Origin of the sequence: Providencia sp. PROV223 (assembly GCF_028479245.1) — a bacterium.
Taxonomy (GTDB): Bacteria; Pseudomonadota; Gammaproteobacteria; order Enterobacterales; family Enterobacteriaceae; genus Providencia; species Providencia rettgeri.
The window spans coordinates 1-24,310 of sequence record NZ_JAMPNG010000011.1; the positions used below are offsets into that span (position 1 = coordinate 1).

The following is a 24,310-nucleotide window of genomic DNA, read 5'->3' on the forward strand; positions in this document are numbered from 1 at the left end:
GGAGAAAACTAAAAGAAACTGGCGGAAATCGCCGACAATGCGGGTTAAAACAGAAATAACAGGGTGTTAATCACCAAATTCACGGTCTCGGGATTTTTCCATCACCATTTCACGTTCTTGTTGGCGCAAAACGTCCCGTTGTTGCTGCTGATGTTCACGTTCAAGCTGAACGGCCTTTTCAATGACTCGCTCTTTCGCCTCCATTAAGTCATGTTCCCCTTTCAGCAAGCTATCACGCTCTTGCGCCATCACATGCCGCAGTTCGTCCTCACTCAGTTCTGGCACTTTAGGCTCGCTGTTTGCTTGCTGACGTAGGGCAGCTTCAGCCTCTTTTAAGGCTTTATCAATCGCCTGCTCCTCGGGGGTTTGCAGGTTTTTCGGGTCACTGTCCGCTTTATCGGTTTGCGTGGCATTTGGGTTTGCATAGGCGTTATTCACTTCCCCTTGCGTGATTTTCTCAATCATGGCCGTGTGTAAACGTTCATCGGGATTGAGCTGCACCACCACACCCTGCTCGGGTTGCTGTTCCATCGTCTCAAAGGCGGATTCTAGACTGTTCACAATCACGGTTTGCCCGTTTTGACTGGGTTTCACAACAATAAATTGTGCCTGCTCGCTCCCCAGTAAACGCCCTTCAGCGCGAAGCCCCTGCAATTTATCCCCGTCGAGTTCAATGGCTTGTAATACCGTACCTTGGGCTTTGCCGTGTTCATTAAAAGCAGGCCACGCGACATGCGGTTCGGGGTGCTTGGTGGACGGGTAAACAAATTTTCCTTCGTGTGACTCACCCAATCCCATTTGGCGGCTTAATGCCCGACCAATCGCCGTATCATTAAGGGGTTTCGCATGGTCAAACAATTGATTACCCACTTTGGCGGCATAGTCTTGTTCAGCCAACAGCACATCATGGGCCGTCTTTCGGTTGCCCGGGTTTGTAATTTTACTTGTCCATTTATCCAAATCATCACTGTAGGTTTGGACATGGGCTTTAGTACGGGATAAAGCGACATACGCATCACGCAAAGTGGCGAGCATACGTCGTCCTAATTGGACGCCCCCTAAGACAATCACATACGGACTGCTTGCCCCTTGCGCTTTATGTGCGGTGCCGGCATAGCCGTAATCCAGATGTTGGTCAGTCAATGCCCCATTCGGGTCAAGCACGCGTGACTCCTCACCATTCGTCAGGGTGATTTGCCCGTGTTCATTGACTTCGCTGACTGTCCAGTCACTGTTCGTCACGCGTCCACGCTCTTTGTCTGTGCGCGTAAAGGTGATTTTTTCGCCGACGGCAATGTGACGCCCTTCTTGGCGGTAAATACCAATATCCAGCAAGCTACTTTCAAAGGCCGAGAGTAAATGCCCTTTCCCTTCTTCATCAACCAGGGTCACAACCCCATCACTTATCCCTTCCTCTGTCACCGCAATCCGATAGTACTGCTCTTGAATGAGTGCAATTTTACCCGCATGCTCAGCCATCCCCGCCGTTGATAACAAGGCTTCGGTATGGGTATTTTCGCGCACTAATATCGGTACGGCTTTCCCCCCTTGCAATTGCCCTTGCTTGATTAAAATTTCATGAATACCGCGGTTAATAACATCTTTATCGACATTCGTTTGCACGACAATGAGTGTCTCTTTTTGGGCTTCAGGCGTTCGACTGCGATAATCATCGAGAATATGTGTGATGACCTTATTGCCTGAGTCTACCACCGACTGTTCGGGCAATTTTGCGCCTGCTCGACGAGGAACCACATCCGGTGTCACGCTATTCATCGTATCGATAGCCGTTTGAACTTGACCGGCGATGATGGCTTCAATGGCAGGGCGAAGCTCGGGATTTTGTCGCACAATTTCTTTCATGATGGCGGTATCGAGTGCAGAACGGTCTTGTGCAAGTACAAAGGGAGTCCCACTGTCCACTGACAATAACTGAGCCGTATCCCCACTGAGCACGCCTCGCCCCCCACCCTGAGCAATGATTTGCAAGACTTCACTTAAATTTCGGTTGCCTATCATGGAGCTTTCATCGACTAAAAACAGGGTATTTTTAAAATCGAGCGTTTCACCTTGTTGTTGGCGTTGATTCGCATCCATCAAAAAGGCTTGCAAGGTTTGCGCTTTAACCCCCACTGCCGCCATTTCTCCGACGGCGCGGTGCGTGGGCGCAAGGCCTATCACTTCGGGTCGCTGCGTGGCAGGGAGCGTGTCCAGTGCCTTGAGAACAGCTGTAAATTGCGTGGTTTTCCCCACCCCGGCATAGCCTTGAATGCCAACAAATTGGTCACGACTGCCTAAAATCAGCTCAGTCGCCGCTTTTTGCCCTGAGGTTAATCCGTTCAGTTGCGCTTCGGGAACAGACGCCATCAGCGGAGTTTGTGTGTCTTTGCCCGCTAAAATCGTCGTGAGGATTTGTTTTTCCATCTCCCAGGTACTGGCCGCCACATAGCGTTGTTGGGCTGCGCCTTTACCACTGGTCACGGGGATAATGGCTTTTTGGGCGACTAAGCGGTCAAAGGCTTTCCCCAGCGATTGACTGTCGAGCGAGTTGTGTAATGGTAACGCTTTGGCAATCGCATCGATGCGCGAGAAAAAAACCTGACTCCCTTGCGCTAACGCCATGCCTTGTTGCAGAGCTTTTTCGGGCTTAGACAATAACGCTTCCGTGGCTTTATCGGCGGCTTGCTCAATCGCTTTGCCGTCTAATCCATCAACCCCCGCTAACTGTCGCGCTTGCTGATAGATAGGCGAACGCGATAAGCGACGCTCTGTTTCCATCTTATCCAGTGGCGTATACACGGTAATATGGTCACCACTGCGTGCAGCCGTATTGAGTAAGGTGGGCTGTGTATCCCGCGCTGACGCGGCCAATAACACTGTGCCCGTATCGTTAGCCTGTTGCCCTGGCGCGGTAACATAACCATAATCGGCTTTGACACCATCCCGTACATCAATACGGTGCGTTTTTCCGTTGAAATTGACCATAATGGCGTTTGGCATAAATCCCGATACCGTGACCCTGTCACGTGCAGAGAGCTTATTTTGCTTCGCCAGTATGGTTAACTGTTCACCTTGGGCAATTTCCATCGTTTGACGCTGATAGGCACTCCATTGACCATCAAATTGTTGGGGTTTCATCACCTGTTTTTGCCCTTGGCTGTCAAGCAAGGTGACAGAACGGGTTTCAGGTGTCACTCGGTCAATAGTGTAGCGTTCAACTTCTTTTTTATCCGCATTCCAACGCTCCATCACCATGCCTTCACGGTAACTGTCGATTTGCTTGCGCGAATAGCTGTCGAGCCACACAGGTTTGAGTTGGGTCACCGTTACCGTTTTTTCACTGAGCATCCCACGCTCGGTGAGCGTTTGGCGAATGGTATCGGTCACGATTTTTTGCTCCCGAACGCCACTGACCTGCGCAACCACGGGTTTCATGTCGCTGTGCAGCTGCGCGTAATCCGCCGCCAGTGCCGCATAACGATGATTTTTATCGGGTATATGCGCGGTTTTCACCGTCAAGACAGATGAAGCCTCGCCTTGAAAACGCGGCACTCCCGCATCTTGTAACGTTGCCAACACGTTTCCCGTGCCTTTACGTCCGCCACTGTCCATCATGAGCACCTGCACATTGGTAGATTGAGCACTTTCCAATAGAGATAAGGCCGATTTCAATGACAGTTTTTCCGCATTAGCCACCACTAAGGTACTGTTGGGTTTAAGCGGTTGACCATCACCTAGGGTCATTTTCGGCACATAAGCAAAACGCGTATCATTGGCAAAGGCTTTAGCACTGGCCGCATCGAGGGTCATCACCGCCACATCACGCCCTTGTGATTGGGCCATAGTAACACCGTCTAATACCCCGTCCCGCTGGGCTTTACCCAGTCCCTGACTGGCCACAATGGCAATACTAGGTAAGGTATCAGCTACTTTTTCCATCACGGGACTGATGGCCTCTGTCCGCGCCTGAAAACTGACCGTGCGGTTATGTTGCTTCATGTCAGTGGCAATTTGTTGCAGCTTCAGCTCGTCCATCAAATGAATGGAGGAGGTAAACAACCCTTTTTTCTCATCCAGTGGGATAAGTTGACGCTGTTCAATCGCCACATCAATCGCTTCACGCACCTGTGCTATCATGCCCGCACGAGCTTCCAATCCCCCAAGCGTTTTAGCCAATACTTGGCTGTAAGTCATACTGAGCTGCTTATCACTGAGTAACGCGATGGCATCGGTGACAGCGCGGGTGATATCGGGCTGTATCTCCCGAGAGGTATCCCCCATATCCCCTTTAGCAAGGCGCTGCTCGGCTTCAGCGTAAAACGCTTTACGCGCATCGGCCCCGAAACTATTTTTCTCCAAACGGTCAAACCAGTCGGTTAATAACTCACTTTTTTCAGGGGTTGTTTTGGCCTGACGGGTATCAAGCGCCGCCACATCACGGGATTTGAGTGAAGCTTCATGCCCCACCGCATCGAGGATTTGCTGACGACGTTGAGAGAAGGGCGTCACTGGAACACCATCAATTTCCCACAAGCTATTACGTCCTGCGTTGTGGGTTTTAAATCCCATTCCTTCAATCTCTTTACGCAGCGTATTTTGATAGATTTCCCCTAATGCGATCCGTAAATCATACAATGCTTCACTGAACCCCATTTTGCTTCGTGTATCGCTGGATAACGTGCGCCACTCACTATTGTGTTCTGTCATGTTCATGACTAGCGCGTGCGTATGGAGCTGTGGATCATGCTCCCGAGACGTATCATGGTTAAATGCCGCAACGACAAGGTTTTTGGTCATTTCCAGTGAGGTTTTTCCCTCAACCATCATCCGTGTAGAGGCAAGACCTTCTACTTCATGGAGCGCAACCTCAACGGCACGATTATGAGCCTCAATCATGCGCTTATCGCCCAGTACAATACCGAGTATCGATACGCTTTTAGGGGCTGAAAACGTTAAGTCATGCCCTTCACGGTGGACGTTTTTACCGTTTTCCATCCGCTCAAGACTTTGGCCATTGGGTAAGCGCCCCTCAAGGATTTCACCTAATTGGTCTTTAGTGACTTCGCCTTCTAATCCCAGGGATTTAGCACCTTCACCCATCCAGCGGGCTTCAAGGTTGCCGAGGAAATAATAATTGTCTTCATGGGTATAATAATTTGCCGCATTATTGGCAATCGGTGCAACAGTCAGCATCACCACATCTCCGGTTCATCATGATCATCATTTATGTGTTTTGGCTTTTCTTGGGAAGGTTTGGGTCGGTTAAAAATTTCCTTTTCGTCCTGCCGCATGCGTGTGTAACTGTCATACAGGTCTTGTGGGTTTTGTTCCTCATCAATAACGCGTCCGAGAATCTCCCCTGTTTCGGTGTTCACTTTGACGTTATCAATGATGACCTCTTGACCGCCTTGGGTTTCCGGTGGATTGTCGGATACTGCGGTTTCCGTTGTTATCGGCGTTGAGTTTTGTGTGACTGACTTCGATTCAAGCTCAACGATAGGCTGTGGTTGAGTCTGAGCCACTTCCGGATCGCTATTGTTTTGTGCTGTATCAATGGGGGTTTCAATCGGTTTTCCGCTAATTAAGCTATCAATCGCTTGTGTCATCAATTCGGGTAGCGCATCAGTTTGTAATCGTGTGTTAATCTCGGCTTCAATTTCCTGATCTAAACTGTCATTAATTGGACGCTCAATGAATTCCGCTGCGATCGGCTTCATTTTTTCATAGCGCATGGAGAGTTTCACCACGGGGTATTCGCCAGGTAACGTGATATAACACGATAAATCGGGCAGCTTTTGCACATCGGAGTAGTTGACTAAATCCACATCCTCTTGCTGCTTACTGAATGACACCCCATCCCTTACTGTTTCAGGGCCAAAGCTATATTGCTCGCTCGCCACTTTTTTACGGGTTTGCCCGAGCTGACCCCGCACCCAATTAGCAACACTTTCATCCGGTGAACGAAAGAAAAAACGGGTATTGAGTAAATCCATCATCGCATCGGCATTTTCAGGCCCGTAGGTCACGTTCAGTTGAGGTTTATTTTGAAACCCGAGAATAAAGCACCCCCCAAATTTACGGCCTTGCGACAAAACTAAGGGCAAGCTTGGGAGTTGATGTAATGAAATTAATTCGTCGTAAACAAACCACACTCGGCGCTCAGGGTTCTCCCCCATTTCCAATAGCGTATTTGCGGCTTGCGATAACCACATGGAAATTAATGGCTTTAATGATTCATGTTCACGTTCATTACTGGTGATCCACAGCCAACCATGACGGTCTTTTTTCTCGTTGACGGTTTTCATCCATTCACGGATCGCAAATGGGGGTTTGCCATTACGCTCAATCCCTTGTAGGTAGCGCAAGGCTTTAACATAGTTGGTTAGAACCCCACGGATTGAAATGGCTGTCTTTTCAACCTTCTCTTCCATTAAGTTGCTAGCTTCTGTTCCCGCCACGTAAGCCCTTAACGTTTTAAGATCAATCGCTAATAAAGTCCGTAATAACTTGTTATAACTGCGTTTATCATCTTTACCGAGTTTTGCGGCCACCGCTGTAAATATCGTCCGCGCAGACCCTGTCCAGAAAGGATCTTCTGAGGTACTTTGAGGAATAAGGGTATTGGCCGCACTGTCAAAATCGGGTGTGGTGACACATTCACGCCACAAATCCCAGTTTTCACATCGTTTATCTAGAGGGTTCAATAACTTATCAATATTTTCATTGTAATGTCGCTTAATGAGCGAACACCCTTTATCATAAACAATGACCATGTCACCCCGTTTGCGGAGCTGGATAAGTAATTTATTGAGGGTATTTGATTTTCCTGAGCCAGGCGTACCATGCATTAGCATGTTTTGCACTTCACTGTTAAGCTTCAGGGGTAATCCGTCAAAAGTAATAGGTGACGCTTCGCGTCGTGCATGAAGCAGGTTGCGAACAGACTTAATATCTTCCGTGAGTGTACGACCGCCTATCACATCATCATTCGCTTGACGCTTACCTAAGCCATGAAACACTCGATAGATGACAAAAAACAGCACAATGATGACAATACACGCCCATAATAAGGATAATCCCAATTCTTGTAGCACGATATTACCGGCATAGATCATGTAGTCGTCTTTTAATATCGCATCAGACGTAAACCGATATAGTTGACCATCAAAATCCACTTCATAAATTGGTGCCACGCGATATAAGGCTTTTTCACCGCCTGCGGTTAAATATAACCACCAATATAATCCGCCATTTTTAATCTCTTGTAGCGGTACTTTAAAATAAAAAATGACCGGAAAGATAATCAAGAAAAGTAGAATAAGCCAAAAAGATATTCGCTTATTCACTTGCATGAACATGCCGAGCATATAGCTAAAGACTTGTCCACCCTGCGTAATATGCTTGGTTGAACTCATAATGAAATCACTCTAAATTAATAAGGGAAAAGATAGGGTTTAAAGCAGAGAAGGAAGGACACTTATTTTGTTAATTTCAATTTATTTTTTAGCTGTTCAATATAATGCGCTGATGCTATTGCACAAAACGAAACCTCCTTATCTCTATTTGTATCATCATTTAATAACACAAGACCTAATGTGGGTAAGCTATCTTTAAATTTAATGATTTCCTGTGAGAGAAGCGAAACATCCTTTTTGTTTATTCTCAGGTAATCCAAATAAGTCGTTATATTTTCTTCAAGCGTTCTATCGGGATGTTGATTACCAATCACATACTCACTGCATTGAGATAATGTAAAATAAAGCATAACTTCATCAAGTTTATTCTTTTCTTCTGATGAATAGGTGATATTTGACAAAAATAGTAACGATAAAGCGAACACCGCTTTATTACGGATTGTTTTTTTCATTGTAACCTCAATAAAGATTGTAGGAAAAATACGGTGATATTTATGTGGAGAATAATTATCTGGAGCGGAACAACTCTTGGCGCTCGACACCCCCCACACAGTGCTGAACGCCTGGTAACGCGATTCGACGAGCAAGCGGGATATTATCACCGCACTCAACACACACTTTTGCACTCTGCCCCTGATATTGAGCACGTTGACTCAATCTTAGAGACAGCAAAAAATCACTCTCAGCTTGAGAGACATCAATTTCATCAGCCATTGGAAACCTCTTGAGACGAGACGGTCTATTCCCCTGAAAAATTTATTATTTAGGGGAATAGATCGTTAACAAACGAAGTGCGTTAGGATTATAAATGACCAAAGTCATTATCACGTTCTGCTTCCTTTCTTTTTTTAACACTTTTATTAACTAAAATATTAAATTCTTTATTAACATAAATGAGATCAACGCTCTTTCCAAGGTCTTTTTTAAGAAAAATCATATCTCCATCATTTTCAAAAGTTGCAGCTGCAGGGAATGGGTAATCCCCATCCTCACTAATTAGCTTATACTTTGATTTTAGTAGATCTCGTAAGTAGGGATACTTTGAGTCAAAAAATTTAAACCCAACAACTTTAACTCTATTTTCATGTATAGTTACAAATGCCTCCTCAACTCCATCTATTGGTATTTGTTCATGACTAATTAAATATCCGTTATTTCCATCACGCTCGGTTGTATAAAGTTTATTAACATCGTCCAAGCTGGATTCATTAATAGTCAAACCAATTACTTTTGTGTTGGCGTTTACACTATATCCATAAGTAATTAAAACAAAAAATAATATTGTATTAATCACTATTTTTATATTTATTATATTCATCTCTTTTCATTATTCCATTATCTTCTTCGTTATTTTTTGATTCTGCTTTCTCATGATTCTTTTTATCATAAAGCAGTCCTGCTTTAGCTTTCTTATCTTTTTCAATCTCCATCTGCTGATCATATTTATTCACTTTCATTTGATGATTACTTTCTAATACCTTTTGTTGATTATCAACTTCTTTTTTTCCTTCAACTATTTTATCTTTAATATTAGCAATATTTCCTTTTGTTGACGTCTCTTTTGAGATCACATTTTGAGCTGTATCATGTTTTATTTCTGCGCCTTCACTCATCGCTTTAATCCGTTTGTCATTAGATTCATGCTCTGCAATTAAATCACTTGATGAAGGTAGATTTCCACCGGAAGCCGCCTCACCTTTTGCTTCTATAGTTCCACGATTTTGAGAATATTCACTCTCCAGTTTTGGTAGTAACCGCTCTTTGACAAACGATTGAGCCAAAGCATCCCTTTCTTTTGCCACACGGATATCACTGGTATTACTGAGTAATTCATCCGCTTGACTTGGTGCTTTTTGTCTAACGTAGCTGGCAAACTCTTGATCAAGATTACTATCAATCTGTGCACTGTTATTTTGAGCGAAGCTCGCCATATCACTTAACTCCTTACTTTCAGTTAAGCTATTCGAGTATTGTTCATATTGATTTTTCGCGACATTCAGCGTTGCAACCATTTGATTAATTTCTGAATTCGCCTCATTATCGTGTCGATTGGTTCCTTCTGAGATCTTGCTGCTATTGAGCATATCTAAGCCTTCAGTAAAGTCGCGAGTCGTTTGTGAACCAGATTCACTGCGTGTATCTTGATGCCTTGAACCTCGCTCTTGTACGCTGCTTTGCTTACTGTCCGTATCTCGGGTATTACCATCGGTATATGCTTGAGCTCCTCCAATAACCGGGAGTGATATCCCGCCTTCCGCTTTTGCCCCCATGGTTTTAGAAGCATCAAAGCTCTCACTCAAAAGCTTAGCGAATGCTTCTTCATTGCTAATATTGTCATTTTTAGCTCGCGTTTCAGTAGCGTTAATCACTTTCTTAAAGCCTTCCGCCTGATTGCCACTTAATCCCGAATCTGTGGAGGTAGATGCTGTTGCACTGTTACCAAATTGCTTAGTGAATTGTGACGCTTGATTCCATGCGGAATTCACTGAACTTTGGAACGCACTCAGCGACTGCGCAGCTTGGGTTTTAGCGAACTTCGCACTTTGTTGTAACGAGCTCACCACAGCCTCACTGCCTTTAATAGATACAGGTAATCTCGACATCGCCCCACTGATATCCATCACTTCTTGGCCACTACTGGTAACGGTACTGCTTGCCCCACTGGCAAGTTGCCGCGTCATCTGTCCATCACGGAAGCTGGCATTGGTATCCCATTTATTGCCTGCTACGTTGCCTGATTGCATATTATTAAATGACCAGTTTCCGTCCGCCGCTTGTGAGGAAGTGGCTGTCGCCGAACTGTTGATGGCAGTACCCAAATAATTCCCCGCTTGTGCGATTGCAGGACCTAATCCTCTCACTATCGCAACGGCAATAAAGGGTATCGATATAGATAGCCAACCGGCAATTAATCCGATATCGCTGTGCATTTGTTGGATACTGGCTTGATTGGCCAGATTAAAATCCAATCCGCCAGTTTTTCCTCGCAAGTAAAAACTGGTCGCATAATTTAAAATGGCAAACATGGGCGGCCACGATTGCAGGTAAATAATAGACATAATGTAGTTAAAGAGCATTTTCACCGAAAGCGAATGAATGACCGCCAATAAGATAAAAATAGGAAAGAGTGCAATCACTAACGACAACAAAATGGTATTCAATATCGGTACAAAGGAAACGGCCACCTGAGAAGAGGTCGCCCAACTTAATCGCATTTTATTGTATGACGACGTGGAGGCTAAGTTCACTAAACTGGCGGTATCACCGCTTTGCGCACTGTAAGCACTGATGCCGTTTTTAAGCGCGTTCATCACCACGGAATTTCGCATCAACTGACTGGCAGTTTCTGCTCCCTGATAATAAAAGTTATAGCTATCGCCCATCATATTACTGTACAACACATTGGCATCAGGACGGCCACCAAAGATTTGTTTCACCATGTAATTCCAGGTTTTTCCACCCGTTTGTGTATCGATATTGAGTTTTGGCATTAAGACATGTTTTGCTATATCTGCACACGTCCAGAAACCACTTTGTGCAACACCATTAGCGCCAACGGCAGCGGTGTTACCGTAGGGCACAATAATGCCGCGTAACGGGCTTGGTTTTTGGAAAATGAGCGTGTAAGGGTCACGGCTACTCATCAGCTCTTGGAATGAATATTTATGGTTAATTAAAATATCCCCGATGACACAGTTTTTAGTGTAAAGCCCCATCAATTCCGCCAAATCACCATCAACCATCATCGCATCACTGAGATTACCGACTAGATTTGCCCCAAACAACATGCCGGTTTTACTGTAGGTTAATGAGTCAGGGGTATGGAATATCATGTCATACAACTCAGTCAATCCCGTTCCAATCGAGGTAATAAATTTAGCCGGTGCCGCTAACCCTAACGGGACATTATCGACTAAATAGACCCCCGTCGGGTTGGTACGGTCAATAATTTGCACCGTCCGTTTCGGCACTAACAACACACTGGATACCAATACAATCATCGCGGTAAATTTAATTAGCTCTTTCGGGTCATGCGCTTTCATGAACGATATCAATACGGATACCGCAGAAATCGATAATACAATGCGGAACATGGAGTCCCACGTATCAGAGCCTATCAATGCAGCGACGCCGTTGAATACTTGCATCATGTATTCACCGCCGCCGAGCACATAGACGGTATCTATCACGGCCATATTGTGGCTCCTTTATTTTTGGGTTTCAGGGGTGACGATATTAAAGCGGGTGTTTTGCATAAAACGTTCTTGCAGCTGACTGGAGGTTTGTTGGCGCAAGTAACTCATCTGCCGCTCCAGCTCAATCAAGACATTGGCCTTGGTGTTGACCATTTGCTGCAGGGATTCCAATTGGCGAGAAGCTTCGGCGATGTTCTCTCGCAACGGTTTCACCGCTTCTTCCATGTAATTCCGACTTCCCATTGCCCCTTTTGCTTGGTCAATCAACTCCTGCAGGTACTGAAGTAAAATGTCGTAGGCAATATAATCGGCCAGAGCCGGTAATAAATTGGCTTGGATATTCAGCTGCATCGGGTCAACCAAGTACTTTAAAATTGGGATAGAGGTACTTTGAATAAAGCCTTTTTCTTTGGCACTTAACCCCTCATCACTGCGTAACTTGCCTTGAATGCCTTCAATCATGGTTTTGGTCATGGAGATAAGGCCATTTTGACTACTGATGGTGATTTTTTTGCTTTTTAGCTCCAGGCAATCCACGGTAGACACACATCCCTCAATGGTCATCGTGCCGCCTTCCATCAAGGTTTTGATGAGTTCTTGCCGGTTCACTTTGGGAATGGTGCTTTTGACATTCCCTTTGACATCAAAAATGAGCGTGCCTGTCAGGTTCATGACCAACTCTTTTAACTCGTTATCGCCGGATAAAAACTGACTTTTGGCTAAGATTTCCCACATCAAGTTTTTATTCTGCATGATTTGGTCTTTCATGTTCTCAGGGGCTTTATTAAAGGCATTGTTCATCTGCCCGCCGACCGTACACCCTTGACGTGAAGCCGCCCAGTCTGAAAACAGGTTAGTTTCTCCACCAATGTCTTGGCAGATTTTTTGTGAGGCCACGGTATTGGTGGGCCACAGCCCACCAATAATGCCTTGCGCGGCCTGACATGAAGAAATATTCATGCTATTGATATCTGCCGCCATTTTTTGCACAAAATCTTTCGCCGATTTCAGTTCAGGTACAGTCGTTTGCAATGCCAAATCAAATAAATACCCCGCTCCATTGGTCATCATCTGTTTGATAAATTGCTGCAACTGCTCACTGTTCATATAAGAAAAAGACCCAAGGTAGGCATCAATCCCCCCACACCCCGCATTGATGGATGGCGGCGTGAATGACGCAATTTGCAACTGCTTCACTTGGCTACGCAGGAATAAATTACCGCCTGTGGCATAGCCTGCGGCTTGCCCCTCCCAAGCTCGGGCATCCGTGGCATTACCTTCAAAGCCCAATTTATTGAAGAAGTTATTCATGTCGCTGTTCACATTGGCAACCGCCACCGTTTGGTTGAGTAATGCCGAACACATAACGGCAATGAGTCCTTTACGCATCAGGGCCTCCGGATTGAAGATAAATAGGCCAACACGAAAATAAGGCAGGGTTTATCGCCTTATTCCAGCAAGGAATAGGGTTAATTAAATCATTCATTGTGGGTAAACCTTATTGAGTGCCATCACCCGCAACGTTGCTGCGTGTCGGCATTAAAAAGTAAAGTGAGATTAAAGAGAGATAACGAGCAAAATAGCGTTATTCCATTGAAGAATGAGAACCAAACTCGGTGATGAGTATCTTCTCGATAACCGCAAAATCATGATTGATTGACGGCCGCCAGTAGCGATAATACCCTCGACGATGCCCACAAAGCCGCAGTGAAAAACACAATTGATAGGTATCATTAAATCCACCATTAATCATCCATCCCCAGTTAAGCTTGGGGAATGGGGATTCCATATCCTCTCGTAAGCGTCGTTCAAGCCGCCCTGCGTGTTCAGTTGTCGATATAAACGCGATATAGGGCTTCCAATAGTCAACAGGCCAACCGTGCCCTTGGCAGGAAGCATAAGTACTAAAACCGCATTGATTGAAGGTTTTCACCAACGGCTCAATCAGCGGGTCGATGATGTGATAATCCCGCTTTTTCATTTGGCTAACTTCTTTTTCAGGCGGATTATTTTTAAATGTGCAAAGGTATATTCAACCCAAGAAATGACACTTATTACAAAGTGTCTTATCGCAAGCCCCCAAAAACAAAACGGCACAACATACATAGCCACATTCCACAGTCCTTTTGTTCCTAAATAGTTAGGGTCAGCGTCGAGTTTACTCTCTGGCCAACACGCCATCTCAAACGCCTTATGCATCACAAACCAAAGAACCAAACCGGCTATAACATAACCAATAAACTCAGAAGTGCTCTAGTCGTAGCATTTCGCTTCACGGGATTGATATCTTCTTAATTCACGAATTCTTTTTTGAAGTTTTGCATTTTGCTCACAATTTATTTCATCATGGTTTTCGGTATCGTCTTGATTATCAATCATCATACGACCTCTATTTTAAAAAGTTAAAGATAGGCCAGGAGTTAAAGTACCTATCCCCACAGACCTAACACTAAAAAAAGCACTTATTACACATCTTTTTGCGCTTTACGCATTTTCAGTCACCAACTCTCCTTTATTGTGTCGCCAACATTAAGTTACTGTTGATACGGTTCATCACGTCCTGCATGTCCGTTAGCCCTTGTAGCAGTGGGTATGTTCGCAATGTGTTCACCTCAACTAAAAAGACCGACGGCGTCACAACTTGCATGCCTGCCCCAAAAAAAGTTTGCACCACTTCAGCGGGGGCGGGTATCGCATTGGGAAACGCCATATCGCCTTGACCATCGAGCGTGTACGCAAAAACCTTAAATCCCGTTTGCGCTGACAGTAAGGCTAATTGCGGGTCAAACTGCTGGCAATACGGGCACTTGGCTTGCATAAACAACACCAGGGTATAATCATTTAAATTGATGACCTTTCCATTCGGTAATCGGTACGGCTTAACGGCGACAGTATTAACATTAGTTGTCGGTGTTTCTTCTTCAATCACCGTTTCACGTTCTGAAGGGGCTGTTTTATGGGCTTCAAGTTCTGCAATATCGTCCATCACACTCGCTTGAACTAGACCGCTGAAGAACAACATTATCGCTAACATCATTATTCTCACGATGTTTTCTCCTCATCCTCCGGAAAAACGGTCGGGGCTTTAATGCGCTGCCAAGCTTTAATGACGGCATAGAACATCCCTGCTAAACACGTCGCAGCCCCGAGCGCAAAAATAAATACCATGCCGGTTTCTTGTATCATTTGAAGGGTTTGCTTTGTAGACTCACTTAAAACGCCGTGACGAATATCGATTAAGTAATGGATCAGTCCATAAAAAATCAGTGAGGCAAAAATCAACGTCATGCCAAGGTAAATCAACGTATTTTCAATTAATCGTTCTTTTATCGTAGGTTTTGTCATGTCTTTATCCTTAATAATTAGGCTTAAAATCTGTGGCTACATCTAAAAAGCGGCGTGCTAACGCATCTTGCGTCATAAACCCATACGCAAGCGGTTGGTAATGTTCACTTTTAGGGTCAACTAAGAACAGGGCAGGAAAATGGGTGATACCCATTTTGGCGACTTGCCCCGTATCAGGTCGCGTCTCAGGAAGTGCTTCACTGCGAACCCCATCCACGGATACGGGAATAAGCGCAATATTGTGTGACAGTGCAAATTCCCGAACCACAGTGGCTAACTGGTTATCCAGTGGGTCTTGTCCGCGATAAAAGAAAAACACACCGTATTGTGACGATAACGATTGAATCGCCGCTTTTTCCTTGTCTTGCAGTTGAGATAGTTGCAATGGCACCGTACTGTTGTAATGACTGTGCTCTAAGTTGTAATCAAGGGTAGGGTCAAGCAATAACCCTTTTTTTACTGACCGCTCAAATTTACCGGATTGCTCCAACCAAAAGCGCTGATACGCCATGTATCGCAGGGCATTTTGTGGCGAGGGCTGCATAATCGCGGTGTCTAAGGCTTCTTCTGTCAACTTTTGCATGACCTTTTTTTGCACCGTCGGTGATAACGTCGAAAGCGGGATTTGCTCTGGCTCTGGCGGCTCCTCATCTTCTTCCGGTTGCGGTTCGTTGTACCAGTGCCAACCGACGATGGGCTCATCCACATACGTTCGCGTTTCAACCCTTTCCTCATTGTTGGCCAATCCCGCTCCGGGTATCACCAGACTGATGAGCAATATTAAAATCCGTCTTGTCATCCTTGCCCCCCTTGCCCTTGTAGGCCATTGGCGATTTGATTTTTCACACGGTCAATCAACTCTTGGTCAGCAGGGATATCCGTGCCCGATTCCAAATCGGCATAGAAATCCGCAAAGTTCAGTCGGTCAAAGTTAATGGCCTGCAACTCATCGACGGTGATACCACGACAGTCACTGTTTTTGGCGCTACCAAACCCAATCCGTAACTGCCCGCCACGCCCTTGCTCTTGCACGATTTTGGCCAGTTTACTGTCAAATACGCAGTAGGCTTCTTTCTTCTGAAGACACACCCCGAGGACTTTGTTAGAACAATATGAGCCAACATAAATAGTCAGATTGCGACTTTTGGCTTTACCCAGGGCTTTTTCTTCACTGTCACAGTGCGCCAGCCCCACATCACTCCCCCAACCGCCACTTTTGCAGCAGTTATTAAACCCTGCAGCGGCTTTACGGCAGGTATAACGCTGACCCGTAAAGGCCCTGACGTTCACGTCATTGAGCTCTGCCACATCTTCCCCTGCGGCGGCCACGGCCGCTAACGCGGATACCGCTTTTTGGAAACTGTTCGCCTTGTCATTCTTGATTTGGTCACACTCGCCGCTGGCACAAATCAACTCAACACCGCACATTTTCCCGCCTCCGGTCAGCCCCTTTTCACAGGAAAACACCGCTTGCTCACGCAAACAGGTACTGCCAACGGATTCAATGCAGGTGGTTTTCACAATGGTGCAGGCGGGATTTTTCATGTAATCACCGCAGCTGCCATTATCTGCTGACTGCTTGGCGTAATAATCGGTATACTGCCAACATTCACTGTAAACATCGTATTTTTTACCACCCACAGTGACCGTTTTGGTACCCCCTTTTTCAGTACACTGGGTTTCCACCTTCACTTCTTCGGATTTATCAAACGGACAATGTTCAACCCATTCAATTTTGGGCGATGGCGTTTTAACTTTAACTGTCACCATCATATTTAAGGTTAAGGTCGCCGTTTTTGTTGACGCAAAGGCTTGATAAACCAATTCTTGAATACCCACTCGACACAACTCGCCATTGTTACCGACACAAATCCGATTGGAGGCAATAATTTCCCCCTCTTTCAACGCCATATTTCGTGCATTTAATGTGTAACGACTTGCATTTAACATTTGAAATGTCGTATTCATAAAAATGACATGCTGATTAAATAAAAACCCCGAGTTCAGTGTTAAGGTTGCACTTTGAATGGTGCCTGTGACGGGAGATTTGAACGAAAACGACCATCGGTCACCATGCCAGTGGTAAGCAAAATCAGAGGGCGGCACAACAATCGTTTGATTTTCCCACCCGTCAACCTCCTCCCACGTAATTTTGGCTGTCCGAGTACAGGCTAAACTGGCTGCGGGCGTTCGCTCACATTGGTGTGACGTGATTTCGGTTTTATCCAGCGTCACATCCTGGCAGGGCACCGTGATTTGCCCGCTTTCCGACTCCGCTTTTTCCCGCATATCAATCCCTGCTTTTAAGAACGGAGCGTCCAAATCTAACTTATCCGGTGGGCGATTTTTCATGACCTCCATCGTGGTTTGCCCCGCCTCCGTCTCATTCATGGCTTTCATGCCCGCATTTTCTAGCCCTGAGGCTGCGCCTGACGTCACCCCACCGTAATAGCCACTTTCTGACGGATTGGCCGTATAGTTCGGAATGATATTGGCGGGATTGGTGTTTTTTATCGTGTCAGTCCCTTTATTTTTCAGGCCGCTGGCAAATTCCGACCCCGCTTTATAATCATTGGCCGCAAAACCCAGTGACAGAGCCCCCACGCCGCATAATGCAATCAATAACCGTTTCATTGCCGCGCCCTCGATACCAACCAATCACGGGCAACCTCATGACAATCGCCACTGCTGGCAATCCGCTCAATAGCCGAGACCAAGCGAATATTGCCGTATACCACATCAAAGCCTTGCTCACAGCGCACCACCAGTGCGGGTACTTGCGTAATGCCGTATTGTGCAAAGGTTTTCGGGTCGATTTGTACGCCCCCTTCACCACTGTCTTTGGTCAGTTCAAACACGGCACTGGCCGTTTTACGAAAGTCATTGTCAATCAAGCCATTAATCAAGGTGGGAATACCGAGTTGTGTCGCCTCCGGCACCATCTGTTTGAGTCCGGCTTCAGAAATCGAAAACGACACAAAGTAAACAAAGGGACTTTCCTGCACGGCTTGCGCTTTAGCCGCATCCGCGGCCTGTTGCTGCGCCTGCTGTTGTTTGGCTAATAAGCTATCAATCCAGGCTTTATCCTTGGCCGAGATTTCCGGTGGCTTAAAGCCATCCGGCGGCAAGGAGTGTTCCCGCAAGGCCGCGCTTTGGTCGCGCAGCTGTTCTAAAAACTGTTGGTCATCCGTTAAGGCATGACTCGTCGGCGCAAGCAACACGCTTGCGAATAAAAAGAAAACGGATTTCATGAAATGGACCTCGTGTTAGAGGAAAACGCAGTTACGTTTACGCCAGATGAGATAACCGAAGTTTTTACGACTGTTAGGTGAAGCATGCCCTGTTTGCCAGCGCATCACGGAACGTCCAAAAGGATGGCATTGCGCGGTATCGGGGTACATGTTCACCATTTGATAGCGATAACGGTCTTTCGGGATAATCGGGGATGGGTAGGTGTAGCACACCTCCTGATTTTTCCCGACGCTGTTCATCACTAATCCTTGCCGATGCAACTTAAACGCCATGCGCTCAGACAGCAGAACCGAGGACGCCTGCGGACTAAATTCATTCCCCGTATACCCCGTAAACGGATACATACTGCCTTGTGAACCGGCACACCAAAAGAGCGCATTTAAAGGCTTACTGCCAATACTGGCAATCGCATCCGCAGCACACGCCCCTTGCGCGATGGGATTGGCAAACACAAACGCTTCAGGAGCAATAATTGACGACAACGAGCTGTCATTCCATAGAGGGTCTAGCTCCGACAAATAGGCGATATCCATATCCCCGCGCTCTAAACAGCCTGCCGAGGTAATGATATTGAGCCAATAAGTCAGTGGGTATTTGTACCAATGGACATGGTAAAACGCCCCTTGGGTCGCAGGGTCATTTTGCGTGCCTTTACCCCCGCCCATCTTACCGACATTGATGTTAAAACCGCCTAAATTCACCATGCAATACGGTGAACGGGTCACATCGGTCAAAGCAAAGGGCTCCCAATAACCAATCGCTAAACCAATGCGGTATAAAATCCCCATCGGGCAAATTTGTATCGGCATCGACGGGTTTTCTGTATCCGGTGCCACACCAGGGAAAACAGGCACATTACCAATGGTCATCGGAAACAGGCAATCCCAACAAATATCGGTGATCGGATTAACAAAATTCCCTTCACACATCACATCGGCTTTCGCTGGCGTTGCTACTGTTACACACCCCAGTACGCAGGTACTCAATAACCAACGGATAAATTTCCTCATCGCCCCTCCTGCATCGCCGCCGAAACGATTTTGAGTTTGTCGCCCTCTTGTGTGACGACTGCGGGAATATACTGAAGCCCGAGCTGACGACTTAAACTGCCCCCTTGGTCAAAGAACACGCGCGTATTCAGTGCCTCTGTGGCCTCTTTAATATTGCCGTTGGTTAAAATGACTTTATAACGCAAAGTTGCGGGCTGCTGTGCGTTCATCCACGCGATTTGGCGCGGATCATCCGCATCTAAAAAGTAAAGAGTTTGCCCCAGTGCCACATGACTGAGTGGGTTAATTTTGTCGCCTTGGCGGGCAAACACCACGCCATTGTGATCGGCATAATCCCCTTGAACCGTAAATGTCGGGTCGTACCACACTGTATGTGCTTCGGTATCCGTACTGAGCCAATCCACAGGCGGTGGACGCAACGTGTTTTCAATCACGCGATCTTTAAAATCTTGTTGCATCTGCGCGATTTCGCCCGTCCCTTCCATTTGTTTTAACCGCCCTTGGATAAAGTCCAACATGCTTTGCTCTTGAACGGGGTAGACATCCCCCCATACACCGAGATCTTTGGCGGTAACAAAACAGGGAACACTGAATAACAAGGCAACGACAGATAATTGTAATCGCTTCATGCTCGCTCCTTATTGCGCCATTTTGTCTGCAATCGCGGCTTGAATATCGACTGTGATATCTTCCGCGCCCATCACCACCGCAGGCGTGACTAAAATCAGGGCCTGATGTGACTGTTGGTACTCGGATAAACTGTCACTGAGCGCCATTTGAAAACGGTGAGTGGCATCTGCAATTTGCTGTTCGCTCAATGGGTTTTCGCTGTTAAACTGCATGGCCATTTGTTGCTGATACTGGTTGACCGTGCCTGTCATGTCGAAAGTGACGGTAACGGGGGCAAGCCAGCGCACCACAAACACCGAAATACTGAAGCTAAGTACCACCGCAATGACCATAAAAAAACTCATGGCTTTTAAACATTGTTTGCGGCGACGGCTCATGCCTAGAGCAGGGGTTTTTACTGCCTTGTCGACTAATGTCGTGTTTGACTCTGCCATTGGGATAAGGTCTCCATTTCTTGTGGGAATTTGCGCTTAGCCAGTGCCAATAACGCCGCTTGTTGTGACAGTCCTTCCGCCATGAGGTTTTCACGAAATTGGAAGTCATCCCCATCGGTTGAGTACAACGCTCGGCTAATCGGGTCAGTCAGCAACCGATGGAACGAGGAGCGTCCTGCAATTCGCAGCATAAAGGCACTGAAATGTGCATCCCCTGCCGCAGGGAACCCTTCAATAATGGCGCGTTCAACGGGGTTGAATTGGTCATTATTTTTCTGGTTGTATTTACGGAACGCTTCCATATTTTGACGCAAGATAATTTTGAACGAGGAGTTACTCCACGCGGCTTTCGCAGCAGTACTGGCACCATCACCGTCAAAATCTTCAATCCCTTGCGAGATGGTAATGTAAGAGCCACCGTATTTACGGGCTGTACGATAACCACCTTCAATAAAGTCGGCGACAAAGCGACTCTTGTTATCCAGCAGTTTCCAACCTTCATCAATGGCCGCCAGTTTTTTCATACTGCGCTCCGTTAAGTACATCCGTTGCTGAATGAAAATCATCATCGAGAACATGACGGCGGCTAACAGGTCGGGCTTGTTTTGCAGTCCGCCCATTTCGAGTACGGTAAAGCGGACTTGTTCATTCAGTGCCGGCTTGTCACTGTTAAAGTACTCCCCGTACAATCCTTCAGTGGTGTATTTTTGCAGTGAAACCACAATTTCATGCATTCTATTACGCACCGTTTCACCTTCCGTGATGACCGTATCTAACTGTTCATCTAGCTGTTCATCTAGTTCAGATTTCTCTGCACCTTGCTTACGATTGAGGCGCCAGACTAAATAATTCGAAACATCATCAATCAAGGCTTTATTGCCTTTGCGTTTAGCGGGGCCTACGCCTTCCCAAACGTGCTGAACCGCAGTCAATAGGATAGATTTTGACGTGTCATCCATGTCACCTGACGGATTGGCCAGCACCAATAGCAAATCACGAATACTTTCTGCCGCCTCTTTAATGTCCACCACACCCGCAAACGGATTGAATTTAAGGTCGCGAGCATCCACATAGACACCCCCAAGACTGTGACACAGCTCTTTATACGAATCCCCCATATCCAGCACATACGCCCAACCGCCTGCATCAAGCACTTGACGAATAAGCGCTTGCATGAGGAAGGATTTACCACTACCTGACGTCCCGCACACGGCGGCATTAAAATTGTCATTTCCGAGGCCTTTCCCCCGCTGAAAAATGTCGAGAAAGGAGAGTTGGTGCCGATACGACGGGATAGGTAAGCCTTTTGGACAAATCCGATTATCGGCCACCACGGGTAATAAATTGGCGACATTAAAGGCTTTCGCTCTCAATGTGCCGCCTGAACGCACCATGTCACCCCAAAGCCCCTCTTGCATGACAAAAGGGAATAGCGCCAAATAGTTGCGTAATTGCATAAACGTTGTTGGACAGAGCTTTAAGCGATTAGTGGTGTAGGTATTCATCAATGCCATTTCCGCTTTTAACGCTTTATCATCATCGTCTTCACAAAATAAGGAGATACCGTAACTGTAACGCGCGAGAGCGGTTTGATTGGCATCCAGCTCTTCACGCAACGCCCCCCACTCTTCGGCTTTACGCTTAACCCCAGGCACCCAATTGATGTACTTGGAGTTAGCCCGACTGTTATTTGTGATGAACTTTTTCTTGGCCTCATTTTGGGTTTTCACCAAATCTTCAACATACACGGACACGGTTATGACGAACGGACAAGACACACTGGATGCAGGATCAAGCAAATTACTCAAGTTATCGCCCGTTTGCCATAAAGCGAATTGTGTTGGGTTTTTCTCCAGCATGTAATTCATGATACGCGTTTTGCTTTTCTGGCCTTTTTCCATCGATAACGACTGATGAATAGCATCGGGCCGAATTTCAACGTTGATCGAACGGTCAGCGCACTGGTCATTGAGCGACTCATACGGGTCAACTTCATTGCTTGGCAACGCAATCTGGTCGTGTCGAAAGTTAGTAATTTCACGTACCAGTTGCAGTAATCCTTTATCGTTCATTTGCTCACAGTTCAGGGATGCGCCAGCCAAGGACTCCATCACGATACTGAGAGTTTGATTCACCTTTTGTAACGTCAGAGCATCGGCTTTTTTATGCTCTTCGGCATAACACACAAACAAACGGTAATTGCGTAACGATAACGGCAGATTGAGCTTATTATTCAGCCCCTCCAAAGCACCACGCTCGTAAAAGGCACGCGTGATATGGTTGAATTTCTCCGCTTCTTCCCCTTGCCACCCAAAGTCTTTTAGCCCATAGCCTAACTGTTCACTGATGCACTTACTGCCCAATAACATGAAGGTTAATGGCGTTTTACGCGGGAGTTTATTGCGCAAAAAATAATCCAGTGCATCGACAATTTTTTCATTCGCCCCCACCAGTGGCGTACACTCCAACAAAAAGCCTATGGTGGTTTTATTGATAAAAAGGCCAGACTTCGCATCATAATTTCGATACGGTAATACGCTACAAAAGGAAGGGTAATCCATATTATCCAGGGCTTCAGATGCCCCTTTACTTCCATCCGGCTCTCGCCATGCGGTAAATAAATTTTTGAATAACGCTTCTTGCAACGATACCGGTTCTGGTTCGTCATCAAACACAATGTCTTTTGACTTGGGGAGAAACGGGCCAAGCAGCTTATCGATTAAGGACGGTTTTTCATTCATGTTACTGGACTCTCCACTGACCATCTTTCACCACAAAAGAGACAACCGCAGGCTGATACAGGTTATCTTGTTCATCTATCCACGGGGCTATCCATAAGCGAGCCGTCGTGGTCGGTAATCGTTGAGGCGGTGCCATGCCAATATCACTCCAACTCGACCAGGTTTGTGTCGGTTGCTGAACGGGCGGAAGTGAATGCGGTGGCACGGACTTTTTGACTGTAGCAGAGGGTTGTTCAAATGCCCCCAACGCGTTCATGGTCTGTAAGGAAGTGCGATTATCCTGCACCGCAGTACGAACCGACTGAGCCGGAGATGCGGTTGTCACAACCGGTACTGTCGGGGTTGCCAACGGCGCTAACCGCGGCAACTCAACTCGCTTTTGGGAAGTGCCCTCCCCATTAGAAGAATGGTTCCACGTGATATTTTGCTGTGCTGCCTTTTGATTGGCTTCTTCCATGGTCATGCAGCTGTCTTGCGCGGTGGCATTACAATCAAAGGAATCTTTCATACCCGCAGTACAACCGGCGAGCAAGGTTAATGCGCCTAGAATTAGGAATTTTTTCATAAAATGAACCTTATAAATGAATGACAAAAAGAAGTGTTTTGTGGAGAAATAACGATGAATTTGTGTCGCCGCTTATTCAGTGACGAAAAAAATATTTTTATTCATAACCATTTAATTAAATATGGTTAATTAACGGATAATCATGTACTTTTTGAGACAAGTGAGTTTCTAGGAATTTGAATTTAAACGAAAGACGTTACTTGATGATTTTATACCAAAGCCAAAACCCGTGAAATTTAACACCACCAAGGCTTCCAATAGTTGGAGGGACCTCATATTCCAAGGATTCGATATTAATAATATCGGTTATATTATTTTCATTTAGCCATTGGTTCATTTTATCATTCATTAGCCGTCGGTCACGCCTAACACCTTTTAAATTAGAAATAATAACCCCATCTATCGTAAAATCTTTAAACTGTATATCCATTATTAATCCTGTTGATAATTTGAGAAAAGGAACCCGAGGGTTGAAATAAATTTAATCCCTCTCTTCGCTTTGTGTATAAGTGCGAAACGCCTCTACAGAATGCCAAATGGCATAGGCAACGTCATTTTCAACGACCACAAGGCCTTGATGACCACAGCCTACACATGTAATTTTATCTTTCTCAAACAGGAAGTTTTCTGAACCAAACTCGGTTTCAACAATACTGTTTTCACTGCCACATACCACGCAGCGCCCTAGCCAGTTAATCTTTAATTTTCGTTTCATAATTATT

At 46.0% G+C, this 24,310-nt stretch carries 21 protein-coding genes; all 21 read right to left on the minus strand.

Annotation, left to right across the window (positions count from 1 at the left end; translation table 11 throughout):
• Positions 1-66: 66 nt before the first annotated feature.
• Entirely contained in the window at positions 67-5,193 is a 5,127-nt protein-coding gene (traI, locus tag PR767_RS13160; protein ID WP_272520421.1) for a conjugative transfer relaxase/helicase TraI, read from the minus strand.
• Entirely contained in the window at positions 5,193-7,415 is a 2,223-nt protein-coding gene (gene traD / locus PR767_RS13165; RefSeq protein ID WP_196719205.1) for a type IV conjugative transfer system coupling protein TraD, read from the minus strand. The genes traI and traD overlap by 1 nt, the downstream gene beginning before the upstream one ends.
• A 62-nt stretch (positions 7,416-7,477) precedes the next feature.
• A complete protein-coding gene (locus PR767_RS13170; RefSeq protein WP_219197710.1) occupies positions 7,478-7,867 on the minus strand; it encodes a hypothetical protein in 390 nt (129 codons plus the stop codon).
• Between the two features lie 55 nt (positions 7,868-7,922).
• A complete protein-coding gene (locus PR767_RS13175) occupies positions 7,923-8,129 on the minus strand; it encodes a TraR/DksA C4-type zinc finger protein (RefSeq protein ID WP_272520422.1) in 207 nt (68 codons plus the stop codon).
• A gap of 88 nt (positions 8,130-8,217) precedes the next feature.
• Positions 8,218-8,733: a hypothetical protein gene (locus tag PR767_RS13180; RefSeq protein ID WP_196719203.1), complete on the minus strand. Its 516-nt coding sequence runs from the start codon at positions 8,731-8,733 to the stop codon at positions 8,218-8,220.
• Positions 8,702-11,611, minus strand: a complete 2,910-nt coding sequence (traG, locus tag PR767_RS13185) for a conjugal transfer mating-pair stabilization protein TraG (protein WP_219197711.1) — start codon at positions 11,609-11,611, stop codon at positions 8,702-8,704. Before traG ends, PR767_RS13180 begins: the two co-directional genes overlap by 32 nt.
• 12 nt (positions 11,612-11,623) lie before the next feature.
• The gene (gene traH, locus PR767_RS13190) at positions 11,624-13,000 is read right to left on the minus strand and encodes a conjugal transfer pilus assembly protein TraH (RefSeq protein WP_196719201.1); all 1,377 of its coding nucleotides are present in this window, start codon (positions 12,998-13,000) and stop codon (positions 11,624-11,626) included.
• A 196-nt stretch (positions 13,001-13,196) separates the two neighbouring features.
• Positions 13,197-13,592: a hypothetical protein gene (locus PR767_RS13195; RefSeq protein WP_196719200.1), complete on the minus strand. Its 396-nt coding sequence runs from the start codon at positions 13,590-13,592 to the stop codon at positions 13,197-13,199.
• Positions 13,589-13,792: a hypothetical protein gene (locus tag PR767_RS13200; RefSeq protein ID WP_267751252.1), complete on the minus strand. Its 204-nt coding sequence runs from the start codon at positions 13,790-13,792 to the stop codon at positions 13,589-13,591. The genes PR767_RS13195 and PR767_RS13200 overlap by 4 nt, the downstream gene beginning before the upstream one ends.
• A 331-nt stretch (positions 13,793-14,123) precedes the next feature.
• Positions 14,124-14,648 (minus strand): type-F conjugative transfer system pilin assembly thiol-disulfide isomerase TrbB, encoded by a 525-nt coding sequence (trbB, locus tag PR767_RS13205; RefSeq protein ID WP_231137048.1) that lies wholly within the window; start codon positions 14,646-14,648, stop codon positions 14,124-14,126.
• 5 nt (positions 14,649-14,653) lie between these two features.
• Complete coding sequence (locus tag PR767_RS13210; protein ID WP_071548969.1) at positions 14,654-14,956, minus strand: hypothetical protein; 303 nt, start codon at positions 14,954-14,956, stop codon at positions 14,654-14,656.
• Positions 14,957-14,966: 10 nt separating this feature from the next.
• Positions 14,967-15,755, minus strand: a complete 789-nt coding sequence (gene traF, locus PR767_RS13215; protein ID WP_196719198.1) for a type-F conjugative transfer system pilin assembly protein TraF — start codon at positions 15,753-15,755, stop codon at positions 14,967-14,969.
• Positions 15,752-17,590 (minus strand): conjugal transfer protein TraN, encoded by a 1,839-nt coding sequence (locus PR767_RS13220; RefSeq protein WP_272520423.1) that lies wholly within the window; start codon positions 17,588-17,590, stop codon positions 15,752-15,754. Before PR767_RS13220 ends, traF begins: the two co-directional genes overlap by 4 nt.
• The gene (trbC, locus tag PR767_RS13225; protein WP_196719196.1) at positions 17,587-18,207 is read right to left on the minus strand and encodes a type-F conjugative transfer system pilin assembly protein TrbC; all 621 of its coding nucleotides are present in this window, start codon (positions 18,205-18,207) and stop codon (positions 17,587-17,589) included. Before trbC ends, PR767_RS13220 begins: the two co-directional genes overlap by 4 nt.
• A gap of 15 nt (positions 18,208-18,222) precedes the next feature.
• Positions 18,223-19,218, minus strand: coding sequence for a conjugal transfer pilus assembly protein TraU (traU, locus tag PR767_RS13230; RefSeq protein ID WP_267751257.1), 996 nt, complete (start codon positions 19,216-19,218; stop codon positions 18,223-18,225).
• The gene (gene traW, locus PR767_RS13235; protein ID WP_196719194.1) at positions 19,215-19,847 is read right to left on the minus strand and encodes a type-F conjugative transfer system protein TraW; all 633 of its coding nucleotides are present in this window, start codon (positions 19,845-19,847) and stop codon (positions 19,215-19,217) included. The genes traU and traW overlap by 4 nt, the downstream gene beginning before the upstream one ends.
• A gap of 9 nt (positions 19,848-19,856) precedes the next feature.
• On the minus strand, positions 19,857-20,282 hold the full coding sequence (gene trbI / locus PR767_RS13240) for a type-F conjugative transfer system protein TrbI (RefSeq protein WP_196719193.1): 426 nt from the start codon (positions 20,280-20,282) through the stop codon (positions 19,857-19,859).
• Positions 20,258-23,023 carry a type IV secretion system protein TraC gene (gene traC, locus PR767_RS13245; protein ID WP_272520424.1) on the minus strand — a complete coding sequence of 922 codons (2,766 nt, stop codon included), beginning with the start codon at positions 23,021-23,023 and terminating at the stop codon, positions 20,258-20,260. Before traC ends, trbI begins: the two co-directional genes overlap by 25 nt.
• A 1-nt stretch (position 23,024) precedes the next feature.
• On the minus strand, positions 23,025-23,588 hold the full coding sequence (traV, locus tag PR767_RS13250) for a type IV conjugative transfer system lipoprotein TraV (RefSeq protein WP_272520425.1): 564 nt from the start codon (positions 23,586-23,588) through the stop codon (positions 23,025-23,027).
• Positions 23,589-23,784: 196 nt separating this feature from the next.
• The gene (locus tag PR767_RS13255; RefSeq protein ID WP_267751264.1) at positions 23,785-24,018 is read right to left on the minus strand and encodes a hypothetical protein; all 234 of its coding nucleotides are present in this window, start codon (positions 24,016-24,018) and stop codon (positions 23,785-23,787) included.
• A 51-nt stretch (positions 24,019-24,069) separates the two neighbouring features.
• Positions 24,070-24,303: a hypothetical protein gene (locus PR767_RS13260; RefSeq protein WP_196719189.1), complete on the minus strand. Its 234-nt coding sequence runs from the start codon at positions 24,301-24,303 to the stop codon at positions 24,070-24,072.
• Positions 24,304-24,310 lie beyond the last annotated feature (7 nt).

What these genes read in the sequence shown, in the direction of transcription:
- PR767_RS13210 (WP_071548969.1), bottom strand. Translation starts at nt 14,956, where the DNA reads ATGACAAAACCTACGATAAAAGAACGATTAATTGAAAATACGTTGATT.
- traW (WP_196719194.1), bottom strand. Translation starts at nt 19,847, where the DNA reads ATGAAGCGATTACAATTATCTGTCGTTGCCTTGTTATTCAGTGTTCCC.
- PR767_RS13220 (WP_272520423.1), bottom strand. Translation starts at nt 17,590, where the DNA reads ATGAAACGGTTATTGATTGCATTATGCGGCGTGGGGGCTCTGTCACTG.
- trbI (WP_196719193.1), bottom strand. Translation starts at nt 20,282, where the DNA reads ATGGCAGAGTCAAACACGACATTAGTCGACAAGGCAGTAAAAACCCCT.
- traH (WP_196719201.1), bottom strand. Translation starts at nt 13,000, where the DNA reads ATGCGTAAAGGACTCATTGCCGTTATGTGTTCGGCATTACTCAACCAA.
- traD (WP_196719205.1), bottom strand. Translation starts at nt 7,415, where the DNA reads ATGAGTTCAACCAAGCATATTACGCAGGGTGGACAAGTCTTTAGCTAT.
- traV (WP_272520425.1), bottom strand. Translation starts at nt 23,588, where the DNA reads ATGAAAAAATTCCTAATTCTAGGCGCATTAACCTTGCTCGCCGGTTGT.
- PR767_RS13170 (WP_219197710.1), bottom strand. Translation starts at nt 7,867, where the DNA reads ATGAAAAAAACAATCCGTAATAAAGCGGTGTTCGCTTTATCGTTACTA.
- traC (WP_272520424.1), bottom strand. Translation starts at nt 23,023, where the DNA reads ATGAATGAAAAACCGTCCTTAATCGATAAGCTGCTTGGCCCGTTTCTC.
- trbC (WP_196719196.1), bottom strand. Translation starts at nt 18,207, where the DNA reads ATGAAATCCGTTTTCTTTTTATTCGCAAGCGTGTTGCTTGCGCCGACG.
- PR767_RS13260 (WP_196719189.1), bottom strand. Translation starts at nt 24,303, where the DNA reads ATGAAACGAAAATTAAAGATTAACTGGCTAGGGCGCTGCGTGGTATGT.
- traU (WP_267751257.1), bottom strand. Translation starts at nt 19,218, where the DNA reads ATGAGGAAATTTATCCGTTGGTTATTGAGTACCTGCGTACTGGGGTGT.
- traI (WP_272520421.1), bottom strand. Translation starts at nt 5,193, where the DNA reads ATGCTGACTGTTGCACCGATTGCCAATAATGCGGCAAATTATTATACC.
- PR767_RS13175 (WP_272520422.1), bottom strand. Translation starts at nt 8,129, where the DNA reads ATGGCTGATGAAATTGATGTCTCTCAAGCTGAGAGTGATTTTTTGCTG.
- PR767_RS13195 (WP_196719200.1), bottom strand. Translation starts at nt 13,592, where the DNA reads ATGAAAAAGCGGGATTATCACATCATCGACCCGCTGATTGAGCCGTTG.
- traF (WP_196719198.1), bottom strand. Translation starts at nt 15,755, where the DNA reads ATGACAAGACGGATTTTAATATTGCTCATCAGTCTGGTGATACCCGGA.
- PR767_RS13180 (WP_196719203.1), bottom strand. Translation starts at nt 8,733, where the DNA reads ATGAATATAATAAATATAAAAATAGTGATTAATACAATATTATTTTTT.
- traG (WP_219197711.1), bottom strand. Translation starts at nt 11,611, where the DNA reads ATGGCCGTGATAGATACCGTCTATGTGCTCGGCGGCGGTGAATACATG.
- PR767_RS13255 (WP_267751264.1), bottom strand. Translation starts at nt 24,018, where the DNA reads ATGGATATACAGTTTAAAGATTTTACGATAGATGGGGTTATTATTTCT.
- trbB (WP_231137048.1), bottom strand. Translation starts at nt 14,648, where the DNA reads ATGATGTTAGCGATAATGTTGTTCTTCAGCGGTCTAGTTCAAGCGAGT.
- PR767_RS13200 (WP_267751252.1), bottom strand. Translation starts at nt 13,792, where the DNA reads ATGGCGTGTTGGCCAGAGAGTAAACTCGACGCTGACCCTAACTATTTA.